This is a genomic window from Streptomyces sp. NPDC054794 (assembly GCF_053611585.1).
The window spans coordinates 2,688-15,830 of the sequence record NZ_JBSHAQ010000047.1 but is presented as its reverse complement, the minus strand read 5'-3'; the positions used below and the strand labels follow the sequence as shown (position 1 = coordinate 15,830).

General features: G+C 71.9%; 12 protein-coding genes. 8 read left to right on the top strand and 4 right to left on the bottom strand.

Annotated elements, in window-relative coordinates:
• Positions 1 to 195: 195 nt before the first annotated feature.
• Together ACWGKT_RS36200 and ACWGKT_RS36195 are read left to right on the top strand one after the other, a co-directional pair.
• The gene (locus ACWGKT_RS36200; protein WP_453276975.1) at positions 196 to 546 is read left to right on the top strand and encodes a VOC family protein; all 351 of its coding nucleotides are present in this window, start codon (positions 196 to 198) and stop codon (positions 544 to 546) included.
• Between the two features lie 72 nt (positions 547 to 618).
• Positions 619 to 1,017, top strand: coding sequence for a MarR family winged helix-turn-helix transcriptional regulator (locus ACWGKT_RS36195; protein ID WP_356148253.1), 399 nt, complete (start codon positions 619 to 621; stop codon positions 1,015 to 1,017).
• Between the two features lie 27 nt (positions 1,018 to 1,044).
• Here ACWGKT_RS36195 and pqqB read toward each other — a convergent pair whose 3' ends face one another.
• The 3 genes from pqqB to ACWGKT_RS36180 all read right to left on the bottom strand — a co-directional run bounded on the left by pqqB (position 1,045) and on the right by ACWGKT_RS36180 (position 3,604).
• A complete protein-coding gene (gene pqqB / locus ACWGKT_RS36190; protein WP_453276974.1) occupies positions 1,045 to 1,944 on the bottom strand; it encodes a pyrroloquinoline quinone biosynthesis protein PqqB in 900 nt (299 codons plus the stop codon).
• A 66-nt stretch (positions 1,945 to 2,010) separates the two neighbouring features.
• Entirely contained in the window at positions 2,011 to 3,123 is a 1,113-nt protein-coding gene (locus ACWGKT_RS36185) for a hypothetical protein (RefSeq protein WP_453276973.1), read from the bottom strand.
• Between the two features lie 73 nt (positions 3,124 to 3,196).
• On the bottom strand, positions 3,197 to 3,604 hold the full coding sequence (locus ACWGKT_RS36180) for an SseB family protein (RefSeq protein ID WP_356148244.1): 408 nt from the start codon (positions 3,602 to 3,604) through the stop codon (positions 3,197 to 3,199).
• A gap of 241 nt (positions 3,605 to 3,845) precedes the next feature.
• Here ACWGKT_RS36180 and ACWGKT_RS36175 point away from each other — a divergent pair, with 241 nt between their 5' ends.
• On the top strand, positions 3,846 to 4,805 hold the full coding sequence (locus ACWGKT_RS36175; protein ID WP_453276972.1) for an ATP-binding protein: 960 nt from the start codon (positions 3,846 to 3,848) through the stop codon (positions 4,803 to 4,805).
• Between the two features lie 58 nt (positions 4,806 to 4,863).
• A complete protein-coding gene (locus tag ACWGKT_RS36170) occupies positions 4,864 to 5,256 on the top strand; it encodes an SCO5389 family protein (RefSeq protein ID WP_453276971.1) in 393 nt (130 codons plus the stop codon).
• 208 nt (positions 5,257 to 5,464) lie between these two features.
• Here the strand turns inward: ACWGKT_RS36170 and ACWGKT_RS36165 are convergent, their stop codons facing one another.
• Positions 5,465 to 6,256 carry an IclR family transcriptional regulator gene (locus ACWGKT_RS36165; protein WP_453276970.1) on the bottom strand — a complete coding sequence of 264 codons (792 nt, stop codon included), beginning with the start codon at positions 6,254 to 6,256 and terminating at the stop codon, positions 5,465 to 5,467.
• Between the two features lie 157 nt (positions 6,257 to 6,413).
• On the opposite strand from ACWGKT_RS36165, the gene ACWGKT_RS36160 reads away from it, so the two are divergent.
• From ACWGKT_RS36160 to ACWGKT_RS36145, 4 genes are all read left to right on the top strand, one after another.
• Positions 6,414 to 7,307 (top strand): AraC family transcriptional regulator, encoded by an 894-nt coding sequence (locus ACWGKT_RS36160; protein WP_453276969.1) that lies wholly within the window; start codon positions 6,414 to 6,416, stop codon positions 7,305 to 7,307.
• Positions 7,308 to 7,648: 341 nt separating this feature from the next.
• Positions 7,649 to 7,912, top strand: coding sequence for an acyl carrier protein (locus ACWGKT_RS36155; RefSeq protein ID WP_235451968.1), 264 nt, complete (start codon positions 7,649 to 7,651; stop codon positions 7,910 to 7,912).
• Positions 7,899 to 8,753 carry a thioesterase domain-containing protein gene (locus ACWGKT_RS36150; protein WP_453276968.1) on the top strand — a complete coding sequence of 285 codons (855 nt, stop codon included), beginning with the start codon at positions 7,899 to 7,901 and terminating at the stop codon, positions 8,751 to 8,753. The genes ACWGKT_RS36155 and ACWGKT_RS36150 overlap by 14 nt, the downstream gene beginning before the upstream one ends.
• 29 nt (positions 8,754 to 8,782) lie before the next feature.
• The coding region (locus ACWGKT_RS36145; RefSeq protein WP_453276967.1) for a beta-ketoacyl synthase N-terminal-like domain-containing protein at positions 8,783 to 13,143 on the top strand (4,361 nt) is incomplete at its 3' end.

The following is a 13,143-nucleotide window of genomic DNA, read 5'->3' as shown; positions in this document are numbered from 1 at the left end:
TTCGCCCCCGGCGGCCGGAACAGGCGGAACAGCCCGGTCACCCCCGTACGGCCGGGCCCGGTCGGCGCGGGCTCGGCGATGGCCGAAGCGGGTGCCAAGCGGTCAGGATCGGAGAAGCCGTGGCGTGGTCGCAGGACCTAGCGTGAAAGCGCCGACGGAACGTGTCGGCGTCCATCCTGCGAAGGAGTGAGTTCCATGACCACCGGCCTGCAGACGATCATCTACCCCGTCAAGGACCTGGACCGGGCGAAGGCCCTGTTCACCGCCGCGCTGGGTGTCGAGCCCTACGCCGACGCGCCGTACTACGTCGGCTTCCGGACCGCCGGGCAGGAGATCGGTCTCGACCCGAACGGGCACGCCAAGGGCATGACCGGGCCGGTTCCGTACTGGCACGTCTCCGACATCCGGACCCGGCTCGCGGCCCTGCTGGAGGCCGGCGCCGAGACGCTCCAGGACGTGACGGACGTCGGCGGCGGCAAGCTGATCGCCTCCGTGAAGGACGCCGACGGCAACCTGCTGGGGCTCATCCAGGACCCGGTGGCCTGAGGCCCGACGACCGCCCGCACCCGCACTAGTTGCACGCTCAACAATTGGCTGAATCGGTGTTACCGTGCGGGTATGGCAGTCAAGACGGCCGAGGGCCTGCTGGAGCAGCGCTGGCGGGACATCCTGTCGGTGCACGCGCGCACGATGTGCGAGATCGACCGGGCACTGCATCCGCACGGGCTGGGCGCGAGCGACTTCGAGGTGCTCGACATCCTGGCCTCCGAGTCGCTCCGGGAGGGTGACCAGTACCGCGTGCAGAACCTGGTGGGGCGGGTCCACCTCAGCCAGAGCGCGCTGTCCCGGCTGATCGGACGGCTGGAGCGGGAGGGCCTGGTGGAGCGGTCCGTCTGTGCGGAGGACCGGCGCGGCGTCTGGGTCGCCCTCACCCGCAAGGGCCGCGACCTGCACACGGAGGTACTGCCGCTGCAGCGCGGAGTACTGGCCCGGATGCTCGAAGAGCCGGCCGAGTAGCAGGCGCCGGGCCGGCAGTACAGCTGATCAGACCTTGAACTCGGCCCCGTCCGGCAGGACTTGCACACCCTTTTCGGCCACCTGCGCGCGGGCCACCGATGCCGGGTCGAGCAGCGGGTTCGTGTTGTTGAGGTGGGTGTAGATCCGGCGCGCGCCGGGGTGGCGTTGCAGCGCGGCGAGGCTGCCGTTCGGTCCGATGACCGGAAGGTGCCCCATCTCCGCCTGCCCGGCACCCGGTCGCACGGCCGTGCCCATCTCGTCGGCGCCGAAGAACGTGCCGTCCAGCAGCACGCAGTCGGCCGAGGCGCACAACTCGTCCAGCACCGGCGACCAGGCGGACACGCAGGGCGCGTACACCAGGACCCCTCCGGTGGACAGGTCCTCGACACGGTAGGCCGTCACCCAGCGGTCGTCCGGCTCCGGCGACCCGGCGACCGGTACGTACTTCGGCACCTTGGTGCCCACCGGGTGGGCGGTGACCACCAGCCCGCCGGCCAGCACGAACCCGCCGTCGGCCAGGCTGTCGGCCCATTCCCAGGGGGCGTAGCGGTCGAGCGCGACGCGTGCGGGGGCGAGCGCGGCGCGGACCGGCGGGGCCGCGTACACCTTCAGGCCGGCCGCCCCGCGCAGCACGGTCAGGCCGGTGACATGGTCGGCCTCGGCGTCGGTGAGCAGGACGCCCCGCAGCGGGGTGTCGCGCGGTCCGGGCCCGGGCCACAGGACCGGGGCCGCGTTGAGCTGGGTACGGATGTCGGGCGAGGCGTTGAGCAGCCACCAGTCGCGTCCGTTGCCGCTGAGCGCCACGCATTCCTGGGTGCGGGAGGGCAGTTTGCCGTCCCGGGCGGCCACGCACAGCACGCAGGCGCAGTTCCACTGCGGGAATCCGCCGCCGGCGGCCGTGCCCAGCAGGACGACCCTCACGATCATCCGCCCCTCTCGCCATCCCTGTCCTTAGCGTCCTTCGCTGGGATCTTCCCTCCGGAACCGGGTGCACTACCCCCTGGCAGGGGGCAGTTCCGGCCGACCTTCGCCGGGACGGCGGTCCGCCGGGCGCCGGGGCGGGATGGGGCTCGCGGCGAAGTCGCGCGGACCGGTCCACAGGGCGGGTACGGCGTCGCAGCGGCGGCACAGTTCGTAGGCGATCGTCTCGTAGTTGATCCGCCAGCCGCGGAACTGCGGCCACGCCTCCTCGACGGTGCGCTCGGATCTGAAGCCCGCCGCCTCCAGCATCGCCGCCGCCGCGTCGAACTCGACCAGGGTCAGCTGCAGGGCGGCGTCCGGCCGCGGGTCGGCGTCGAAGGGGATGCGCAGGGCGCGGGCGATGTCGCGCAGCGCGCTGAACCCCGCGCGCAGCACCAGCCGGGCCTCCGGCGGGGCGCTGCGCGGCGCGAGCGCCAGCTGCATGGCCGCCGCGTCCATGACCGCGATCAGACCGACCAGCCAGCTGCGGTGCGCGCGTGGGGAGCGGAAGGTCAGCAGGATCGGGTACGTGGAGTGGCTCTCGCCCATGTCCGAGGCGAGCCGTTCCCAGGAGCGGTACAGCTCGGGCAGGGCGGTCTCGGTGTCGACGAGCCACTGCCGGGCCAGGATCTCGGGGCCCCAGGAGGGTTCGCCGGCCCGGGACTGAAGGAGGGTGACCTCCAGTTCGCGGCGGTTGTAGGCGGCGTAGAGCGTGGGCAGGTAGGCGATCTGCAGGGCGATGACGACCGGTCCGGTGGCCGCCGCGACGAAGTCGAGGACCGACAGCTTGAGCCGGTTGCCGCTGGCGAAGCCGAGGGTGAACATGCTGGAGCCGGCCTCGCGGAAGGCGTTGGACCAGGACAGCGGGGACACCGCGTACAGGAGCAGGCCGAAGGCGAGGAGGGCGCCGCCGAGCCAGCTGGCGAGCGTGCCGATCAGCATCAGCGGGGCGAGCCAGGTCTGCGCGCGGTCGATGTTCTCGTAGCCGCCGCGGGGGCTGGTGAGGCGCAGCAGTCGGCGCAGCGTCCACCACAGGCGGAACACCAGCCCGGAGTACAGGCCGCGGGGCACCACGAGCGTGCGCAGGATGCTGCTGAGGACCACTGCGAGCAACAGCGCCCCGGCCACGCCGGAGATCCATTCCATGCGGCCATTCTGAACCGGACCCGGCGGGCGTACCGCCGGGTCGGGCCGCCCGCGTGCGGCAGCCGGGCCCCGTTCAGCCCGTCGGGCGGGCCAGGAGCGTGCGGACGCCTTCCGAGGTGAGGGTCAGGGCGTGGGCGGAGCTGCCGTCGATGGCGAGGGCGAGGTCGTCGTCGGGCCACTGCGAGGCGAGGGCGCCCAGCGGGACCAGTCGGTAGCGGGAGACGAACGGCAGCAGGTCGGCCATCGCCCCCTCCGAGGTGAACACGGGTACGACCGATTGGCCTCCGGGCCGGTCCATCACGGGCAGGGCCACCGCCGAGGGGTCGGCGGCGTCCGCGTCCGACGCGTCGTCGGGCACGGGGATGAGCACGTCGCTGCTCGCGAGCGTGTCCAGGGCGGCCGGGTCCTCGGCGTTCACGGCCAGCGCGTCGAGCGCCTGCTGGGCGGGCGTCGGGAAGTAGTCGTAGGCGGGTGTCTCCATGGCGTATCCCCTGGTAGCGGCGGTGGTACGGACCGCTCCGGACCCGTGGCGGGCGGCGCGGCCCTGCTCGCGTACCCGGCCGGGCCCGGACCACACCCACGGGACCGCGGAGTTCGCCGCGTGGGACCACGGAGTTCGCCGCGGCGGCGCGACCCGCCGGGGGCGCCCGCCGATTTGACACGGCGTCGGACCCTCACCAACATGTGATCATGACATCCATTTTCAACAAGGGGGGTTGGTCATGCGTGTGGCATTCGTCGGCAAGGGCGGCAGCGGCAAGACGACCCTGTCGGCCCTCTTCTCACGTCATCTGGCGCGATGCGGCGCGCCGGTCGTCGCCGTCGACGGCGACATCAACCAGCACCTGGCGCACGCCCTCGGGCTCGGCGAGGAGGAACCGTTCGCGGGCCCGCCGCTCAGCACGCGGACCGGGGAGATCAAGGACTATCTGAGGGGTACGAACCCGCGCATCCCGTCCCGCGACGCCATGGTCAAGACGACCCCGCCGGGCCGTGGCTCGCGGCTGCTGCGCCTCCTGGGGGACGACGAGCTCCACTCCCGGCATGTCCGGGTGGTCGGCGGGGTGCCGCTGATGGTCACGGGCGCGTTCGACGAGAGCGATCTCGGGGTGGCTTGTTACCACTCCAGGCTCGGCGCGGTCGAGTTGTACCTGAACCATCTGGTGGACGGTCCCGGCGAGTACGTCGTGGTCGACATGACGGCCGGCGCCGACGCCTTCGCCTCCGGTCTGTTCACCCGCTTCGACCTGACCTTCCTGGTCGTCGAGCCGACCCTGAAGAGCCTGTCGGTGTACCGGCAATACCGCGACCACGCGGCCGAGTTCGGCGTCCCGGTCGCCGTGGTCGGCAACAAGGTCACCGGCGAGGACGACCTGGACTTCCTGCGCGCCCACGTCGGGGGCGACCTACTCGCCCACTGCCTGCTGTCGCCCTTCGTGCGCGCCCAGGAGCAGGGCCGGGACCACGGTGAGTTGGAGCCGCACAACGCGCGCGCCCTGGACCGGCTGCGCACGGCCGTCGACGCGCGGCCCAAGGACTGGGCCGCCTTCCACCGGCACGCCGTCGAGTTCCATCTGCGCAACGCTGCCGCCTGGGCCGACGCGGCCACGGGGCTGGAGCTCGCCACCCAGGTCGATCCCGAATTCCGGCCCGGGCCACAGGCGTTCGCCGCCCTCGCCTGACCACCGCTCGCGACTGTCCCCCACGTATCCACCCGAACAACAGACAGGACACTTCTTCATGTCGCTCGACGTCTCCCCGCAGCTGCTCGCCGAAGCCGAGAACGGCCCGGTGCGGGAGGAGGACTTCGTGACCACGGTCCGCACGTCCCTGCCGTACGCCTACGACCTCATCGCCCGTCTCACCGCCGAACTGCGCGGCGGTGAGGCCGAGTTCGCCGACAACCAGACCCCGCCGCCCTCGGAGCGGGAACGCGGGCAGTTGCTGCGCGCGTTGTCCAGTGACGCGATCCGGGGCAGCCTGGAGCGCCATTTCGGTGTCGCGCTCGCGTTCCAGAACTGCCACCGGGTCGCGGCCTTCCGCCCCGAGTCGCGCGGGGGTTCGACGCACACCCGGTTCACCTCGCCGCGCGCCCAGATCCTCAACCAGTCACCGGAGTTCCGGGACTGCTGAGACCGGCGGTGCGGGGGCGGCCACGTGAACCATTTCGCCATACCTTTTGCTCACCGTGTGCAGCGCGGTCGCACGGGGAAGCATGAGAGCGTTTACACCGCCGCGCTCGCCCCGTGCGAAGCCCAAGGCCTTGCCCCGCGCACGTCCCCCCACGCACGACCGGCGCCCGCCCCACTCGGGCGCCGGTCTTGGGACTCGCCCCGCCCTGTCAGGCGCCGACCTCCGCGACCCGCGGACGGTCCGCCCTCAGGCACCGGGAGACGGCGTCGGCCACGGCACGGACCTGGGGTGCCAGCCGCGCCGGCCGGATGACGTCGACCGCCCCGACCACCCCCACGGCGGCGACCACGACGCCGCGCCCGTCGCGCACGGGGACCGCGAAGCCGCCCCGGCCCTCGGTGAGCGCGCCGTGGACGACCGCGTGGCCCTCCCGTCCGACCTTGGCCAGACAGCGTTTCAGGAGCGTGCCGCTGGTGATCGTGTGCCGCGTGTACGGGCGCAGCGGGCCGGCGCACACCTCCTTCTGGACGAGGTCACCGGCGTGGGCGAGCAGCACCAGCCCCACGGCCGTGGCGTGCAGCGGCAGCCGGCGGCCGGGACCGCCGTAACAGGCCACGGCGTCCGCGTCGTTGGAGACGAACGACAGGCAGATGCTCTCGCCGCCGTCGCGGATCGCGAGGGTCGTGGCGAGCGAGGTCTGCCCGTGCAGCGCGACCAGGTGCGGCTGCGCGGCGGCGGCCAGGGCGGAGGAGCGCGGCGCCAGTACGGCCGTCTCCCACAGACGCAGTCCGATGCTGTATCCGCCGTCGGCACACCGCTCCAAAGCACCCCAGCCGTGGAGTTTGTTCACAATGCGGTGGACCGTGGCGACGGGCAGCCCCGAGCGGCGGCTGATATCGCTGAGCGTGAGAGTGCGATTGTCCTTGTCGAAGGCGCCGAGGATGCTGAGCGTCCGATCGACGACTGAGCGTTCCGGAGCGGCGGAGCGGGGAGCGGTCATCCCGTTCTGATTCCCTTCACCTTCACGCCATGAGCGCGTGAAGCACGGCATGGGTGCGTGTTGACTTTTGTGTGCACCAGAAGTGACCTGGCACCGGGCGACCGCCTCTATCATTGAACCCTCAAGTGGCCATTGAAAGGTCGATCCCGGAACGTTCATGGTCGATTTCGCATCGTTACGGATCCCCGTCATCCCCTACTCCCCCGCCTGCCGACCGCGCCTCGGCCTGGCGACGACGACCCTGGGCGAGCTGCGCGGCACGGTCTCCGCGGACTTCCGCTCCGCCCCGCACCGGCTCGACTTCCACCAGATCGTTCTGGTCACGGAGGGGACCGGGAGCTACTCGATCGACTCCACCCGATTCCCTTGCCGTCCGGGCACGTTGCTGTGGACCCGGCCGAACCAGGTGGTCCAGTGCTTCGCGCCGTCCGGCATGGACGCCGACGTCGTGATGTTCACGGAGAACTTCCCACTGCGGCTGGGCGCCCGAACGGGGATGCTCGACGACGTGCTGCGCCCCTCCCACTGGCAGCTGACGAGCAACGAACACACGGCGCTGCGCGGGGTCCTGAGGCTTCTTCAGGAGGAGTTCGAGCGGCCGGACCGGGGCCGGGGCCAGGAGCTCCTGAAGCATCTGCTGGCCGTCGTGCTGCTCCACATCGACCAGACGTGCCGGCTCCGCCACAAGGACACAGAACCCGACACCTTCGGCGGCGACCACGGCGAGCTCTTCCTGAAGTTCCGTGACGAACTGGACCGTTCGTACCGCTCCACCCGGCTGGTGGAGGACTACGCCGCCGCCCTCAACTGCAGCACACGCGCCCTGGCCCGGGCCTGCCGCGCCGTCGCGGGCACCTCGACCAAGGACGTGATCGACGCCCGGGTCGCCCTGGAGGCGCGCCGCCTCCTGGTCCACACGGACCTGCCCCTGAGCGCCATCGCCCGGCAGCTCGGATTCTCCGAAGTGACCAACTTCGGCAAGTTCTTCACACGACGGGTGAATTCGACCCCCGGCGCCTTCCGACGCGAGGCGCAGGCACGCCACCAGTAGTAATCCGGCGCCGCACCTCGGTCCTTCACCCGCCGGACACTTTAGCCGTGCGCAGGTCCACGTCCGTCAACCCGGATTTCTTTCCACTCTCCGGAAGAGCGGTTGTTCGGGATTCGGGAACGTGGCAAGACTGTGGCCTGCGTGCTTCGGGCGGCCACTCCGAAGTCTTCGGCGAACCAGCGAACTAAATGTCTGAACCATTGATGCCCCATTGGGCTCCGTTCCGCGCGACGACAACTTACTGATGAGTTGCCGTCCTTGTTACCCGCGGTATTCGCAGGAAATGGCGTGCCTCTCAAATCCCGGGGCATTCCCGTGTTCTCAGGGAAGGACGACCGACCATGGCCGTAGTGACCGCTCGTGAGGCCGAGGACTGGCTGATCGAGAAGATCGCCCACCGTCTGGGCGTGGCGACCGGCGAGGTCTCGCGCGAGGTGTACTTCGACGAACTGGACCTGGACTCGACCGAGGCGCTCATCCTCGCCGGGGAGATGGAGAACTGGCTCGGTTTCGAGCTCAGCACGACGACCCTCTGGTACCACCCGACGGTCAAGGAGCTGGCGGCCTACATAGCCGAGGAGAGCGCGCAGCGTGCGGCCGCGTGATGTGCGGCCGCCGGTCGCCCGGGCGTTCCGCGCCGCCGCCCCCGGCCACCGGACGGTGTACGTCGTCCACCCCGGCGCGCTCGCGGCACAGGTGTACCGGGGCCTGGCCGACGCCCTGCCGGAGGGCGACGGCCTGACCGTGCTCGACCTGGGTGCCGTCCCCTCCTACGCGGAGGCGGCGCTGACCGGCGGGCGGGCCGCGACGACCGTGGAGGCCCTGGCTCAGGGGCTGTTGGGCCACCTGGAGCCGACAACCACCGCGTACACCCTGGCGGGCTGGTCCTTCGGCGGTGTCCTGGCGCTCGCCATGACGGGGGCGATGCCCGCCGAGCGCCGGCCGGAGCGCCTGGTGCTCCTGGACAGCATCGCGCCCACCGAGGAGTACAAGCAGCCCGACGACGCCCTCGAACCCGAGCTGCTGCTCGGCTGGTTCGCCATGTACCTGGGCGCGAAGCGGGGCCGCTGCGTCGTACCCGACCCGGGCGCGCTCGCCGGGTGCGGCACCGATGAGGGCCTCGCCGCGGTGCTCGACGCGGCGGTCGCCGCGCGGGCCCTGCTCCCGGAGACCCCGCTGCCCGGCCTTCGCAAGCTCTACGAGACCTATGTCGACGGGCTGTTGCGCAACAACCGCCTGACGGCCCCGCACCACCCCTCCCCCGCCGCACTCCCCCTGGTGCTGGTGAAGGCCGAGCGCAGCCTCGTCCCGGGCGATCCCACGCTCGGCTGGCAGCCGCTCGCCCCGCACGGACTGACCGTGCAGGTCTGTCCGGGCGACCACTACACGATGCTCAGCCGGCCCGACTCGCTCGACGTGATCGCACCGTTGCTGCACGCCGTCTGACCGTCCCCGTCCGACAAGAGAGCCTCGCCGTGAACGCTTCGAACCCCGCCGACCTCGATCGCCGACTGGCCAAGGATCCGGTCGCGATCGTCGGACTGTCCGCTCTGTATCCCAAGTCCCGCGACCTGCGCGAGTTCTGGACGAACGTCGTCTCGGCCGCGGACTGCGTCGAGGACGTCCCCGCGACCCACTGGGACGTCTCGCAGCACTACGACTCCGACCCCGCCGCACCCGACAAGACGTACTCCAAGCGCGGTGGCTTCATCCCCACCGTCCCGTTCAACCCGCTGGAGTTCGGGCTCCCGCCCAACACCCTCGAAGTCACCGACGTACTCCAGCTGTTGAGCCTCGTCGTGGCCCGCGACCTGCTCAAGGACGCGGGCGCCGACGAGGGCTGGTACGACGCCTCACGCACCGGCGTCGTGCTCGGTGTCACCGGCGCCAACCAGCTGACCCAGCCGCTCTCCGCCCGTCTGCAGACGCCGGTCCTCAAGGAGGTCGTCCGCAGCTGCGGGCTGTCCGACCGGGACGCCGACGAGATCGCCGAGAAGTTCAAGCTGGCCTTCGCACCCTGGGAGGAGAACTCCTTCCCCGGCATGCTGGGCAACGTCGTGGCCGGCCGCATCGCCAACCGCCTCGACCTCGGCGGCACCAACATGACGATCGACGCCGCCTGCGCCAGCTCGCTCGGCGCGGTCAAGGCCGCGGTCGGCGACCTGCTGGAGCGCCGCTCGGACACGATGCTGGTGGGCGGCTGCGACGCCGAGAACACCATCTTCATGTACCTGTGCTTCAGCAAGACGCCCGCCTTCTCCAGGTCCGGCCGCATCCGCCCCTTCGACGAGAACGCGGACGGCACCCTCATCGGTGAGGGCATCGGCATGCTGGCGCTGCGCCGGCTCGCCGACGCCGAGCGGGACGGCAACCGGATCTACGCCGTCCTGCGGGGCATCGGTTCGTCGAGCGACGGCCGGTTCAAGTCCATCTACGCCCCGCGCAAGGAGGGGCAGATGGCGGCGCTGCGCCGGGCCTACGAGGACGCGGACGTCACCCCGGACTCGATCGAGCTGTTCGAGGCGCACGGCACGGGTACCGCGGTCGGTGAGGCGACCGAACTCTCCGCGCTCTCGGCGGTGGTCTCGGAGTTCACCGAGGACCGTCAGTTCGCCGCCGTCGGCAGTGTGAAGTCGCAGATCGGCCACACCAAGGCGGCCGCCGGCGCTGCCGGGATGATCAAGCTGGCGCTCGCCCTGCACCACAGGCTGCTGCCGCCGACGATCAACGTGGAGCGGCCGAACCCCGCGATCGACTGGCCCACCAGTCCGTTCTACGTCGGCACGCACACCCGGCCCTGGATCCGCGACCCGCGCCGTCCTCGGCGCCGGGCGGCCGTCTCGTCGTTCGGCTTCGGCGGCACCAACTTCCACCTGGTGCTGGAGGAGCACGGGGACGGGGACGACCTGCGGGTGATGTTCCCCGTGAGCCGCGTTCACCTATGGCATGCGCCTGACATGGATGAGCTGGTCCGGGCGGTGGAGGGCGGTGCGGAGCCCGTGTCCACCCCGGCTCCCGCCGACCATCCACGGCTCGCCCTGGTCGCCCGCACCGAGGCGGAACTCGCCGAACTGCGCGCCCTCGCGGCCGCCCAGCTGCGCGCACGGCCCGCGGCCGAGGCCTGGTCGCACCCCAAGGGCCTCTACTTCGGCCGCTCGGCCGCCGCCACGGGCAAGGTGGGTGCCCTCTTCGCCGGACAGGGCAGCCAGTACGTCGAGCCCGGCCGCGCCGCGGTGCTCGCGCTGCCGCCGCTGCGGGCGGCCTTCGACCGGGCCAACGCCGCGTTCGGGAAGCACGCACGGCCGCTGTCCCGGGTGGCGTTCCCGCCGCCGGCCTTCGACGAGGCGACCCGCGCGGCCCAGGAGAGCGAGCTGCGCCGCACCGAGTACGCCCAGCCCGCCATCGGCGCGCTGGCGGCCGGCCACTACCGCTACCTGACCGGGCTCGGCTTCGATGCCGACGGGTTCCTCGGGCACAGCTTCGGCGAGCTGGCCGCGCTGTGGGCCGCGGGCGCCGTCGACGACGACACGTACTTCGCCCTGGCACGGGCCCGCGGGGCGGCGATGGCGCCGCCGCGGGGCGCCGGATCCGAGCCCGGCTTCGACGCCGGCGCCATGGCCGCCGTCACCGCGCTCGCCGAGCAGGCGAGTCAACTACTCGCCGAGCACCCCGAGTTGCTCGTCTGCAACCGCAACGCCCCCGACCAGATCGTGGTCGGCGGTGCCACCGAGGCCGTGGAGCGGTTCGTGGAGGCGGCGGGCGCGGCCGGCGTACGGGCCCTGCGGCTGCCGGTGTCCGCGGCCTTCCACACCCCCTTCGTGGCCCACGCGGTGGAGGAGTTCGGACGCCGGGTCGCCGAGGCCGGGATCGGCGCGCCGCGCCGTCCGGTGTTCGCCAATTCGCCCGGCGCCACCTACGGTTCGGACGCCGACGCCAACCGGCGCACCCTGGTGGAACAGCTCGTCAAGCCCGTCGAGTTCGCCGACCGGGTCGAGGAGATGTACGCGGCGGGCTTCCGTACGTTCGTGGAGTTCGGCCCGAAGGGCGTGCTGACCCGGCTGGTCGACCGCATCCTCGGCGAGCGCGAGCACTACGCGGTGCAGCTGGACCCGGGCAGCGGCGGTGACGCCGACGTCGCCCTCAAGCGCGCCGTGGCTCAACTCGCGGTTCTCGGCCTTCCGTTGACGGTGGACGACGGCTATGCCGCCGAGCCGCCGGCCGTCGAGCCCGTCAAGGGCATGACCGTGCCGCTCAACGGCATCAACCATGTGCCCGACGCCCGCAGGGCCGCGTATCGCGAAGCCCTGGAGAACGGCTACCGGGTCGAGCGTCCGGGCGACTCCCCGTCCGACCCGGCCGCACGCCCCGTCCACACGGACCGGCCGGCCGAGGCCGCGCCGCCGGTACCACGGGACGCGAAGGCCCCCCTGCCGGTGCCGGCCACCGCGACGGCCGCGGCCGTGGCCGAGCGGCCGCGCGCCGCGCGGCCGGTGCCGGCGGCCCTGTCCCTCCCCGAAGACGTCCTGGAGAGCGAGCCCGTGGCAGAACATCACCCCGCCCCCGTCCCCGCACAGGCCGAGGATCGGCTGTCCTCGCTGATCGCCGACCACCTGGCCCTGCACGACGACTATCTGAAGGGCCAGCTCAGCAGCGCCCAGCGCATGATGGGGCTCCTGGAGCGGGCCGACGAGCAGGGCCGGGTCGACTCCGTGATCCAGGGCGTTGCCTCCGTCAAGGAGCACGGGCTGGCCATCGGGCGCACGCATCTGCGGGCCAACGAGATCCTGCGGGACCTGGCGTCGTTGGAACTCGGCGCGGGCGCACCGGCGGACTCCGCCGCTCCGGTCGCCGAGCTGCCCGTGGCGACTCCCGTGACCCCGACCGTCCAGCCGGGCGCGACCGTCGCACCGGCGGCGCTCGCCCAGGGGCCGGCCGCCGCCGCACCGATGGCGCTCCCCGAGGCCACGGTCACCGCCGTCACGGTTGCCCCCGCCACCGCCGCCCCGACGGCGCACTCCGAGGCACCGACCACTCCCGCTCCCACATCCGCCGCGCGGCCGACGTCCTCGGTCTCGGCGGACGACGTGTCGGCGGCCCTGCTCGACGTGGTCTCCCAGAAGACCGGCTACCCGGCGGACATGCTCGACCTCGGCATGGACGTGGAGGCGGACTTGGGCATCGACTCCATCAAGCGCGTCGAGATCATGGGCCTCCTCCAGGAACAGTTCCCCAGCCCCACCCCCGTCGGCCCCGAGCAACTCGCCGAACTGCGCACCCTGAACGAGATCGTCGGCTTCGTACTCAGCCTCGGCGGCACGCCGGACCCCGAACCGGCCGTCGCCTCCGTCCCGGTCATCGGCATCAGCACCGAGGCCGTCACCGCCGCCCTCCTCGGCGTCGTGTCGCAGAAGACCGGCTACCCGGCCGAGATGCTCGACCTCACCATGGACGTCGAAGCCGACCTCGGCATCGACTCCATCAAGCGCGTCGAGATCATGGGCCTCCTCCAGGAGCGGTTCCCCAGCCCCACCCCCGTCGGACCCGAACAACTCGCTGAGCTCCGCACCCTCAACGAGATCGTCGGCTTCGTGCTGGAGCTGGGCGGCACCGGCACCACTCCCGGCACGAGCACCACGCCCGGCACCGGCAGCCGCACGGCGACGACCGCGACGGCTCCGTCCGCCCCGGTCGCGGCGACCGCCACCGCCACCGCCGACGACGTTCGCGGCGCCCTCCTCGATGTCGTGTCGCAGAAGACCGGCTACCCGGCCGAGATGCTCGACCTCACCATGGACGTCGAAGCCGACCTCGGCATCGACTCCATCAAGCGCGTCGA

Bases quoted from the DNA above. Each gene is read 5' to 3' on its own strand.
- ACWGKT_RS36200 (WP_453276975.1), top strand. From the start codon at position 196: ATGACCACCGGCCTGCAGACGATCATCTACCCCGTCAAGGACCTGGAC.
- ACWGKT_RS36195 (WP_356148253.1), top strand. From the start codon at position 619: ATGGCAGTCAAGACGGCCGAGGGCCTGCTGGAGCAGCGCTGGCGGGAC.
- pqqB (WP_453276974.1), bottom strand. From the start codon at position 1,944: ATGATCGTGAGGGTCGTCCTGCTGGGCACGGCCGCCGGCGGCGGATTC.
- ACWGKT_RS36185 (WP_453276973.1), bottom strand. From the start codon at position 3,123: ATGGAATGGATCTCCGGCGTGGCCGGGGCGCTGTTGCTCGCAGTGGTC.
- ACWGKT_RS36180 (WP_356148244.1), bottom strand. From the start codon at position 3,604: ATGGAGACACCCGCCTACGACTACTTCCCGACGCCCGCCCAGCAGGCG.
- ACWGKT_RS36175 (WP_453276972.1), top strand. From the start codon at position 3,846: ATGCGTGTGGCATTCGTCGGCAAGGGCGGCAGCGGCAAGACGACCCTG.
- ACWGKT_RS36170 (WP_453276971.1), top strand. From the start codon at position 4,864: ATGTCGCTCGACGTCTCCCCGCAGCTGCTCGCCGAAGCCGAGAACGGC.
- ACWGKT_RS36165 (WP_453276970.1), bottom strand. From the start codon at position 6,256: ATGACCGCTCCCCGCTCCGCCGCTCCGGAACGCTCAGTCGTCGATCGG.
- ACWGKT_RS36160 (WP_453276969.1), top strand. From the start codon at position 6,414: ATGGTCGATTTCGCATCGTTACGGATCCCCGTCATCCCCTACTCCCCC.
- ACWGKT_RS36155 (WP_235451968.1), top strand. From the start codon at position 7,649: ATGGCCGTAGTGACCGCTCGTGAGGCCGAGGACTGGCTGATCGAGAAG.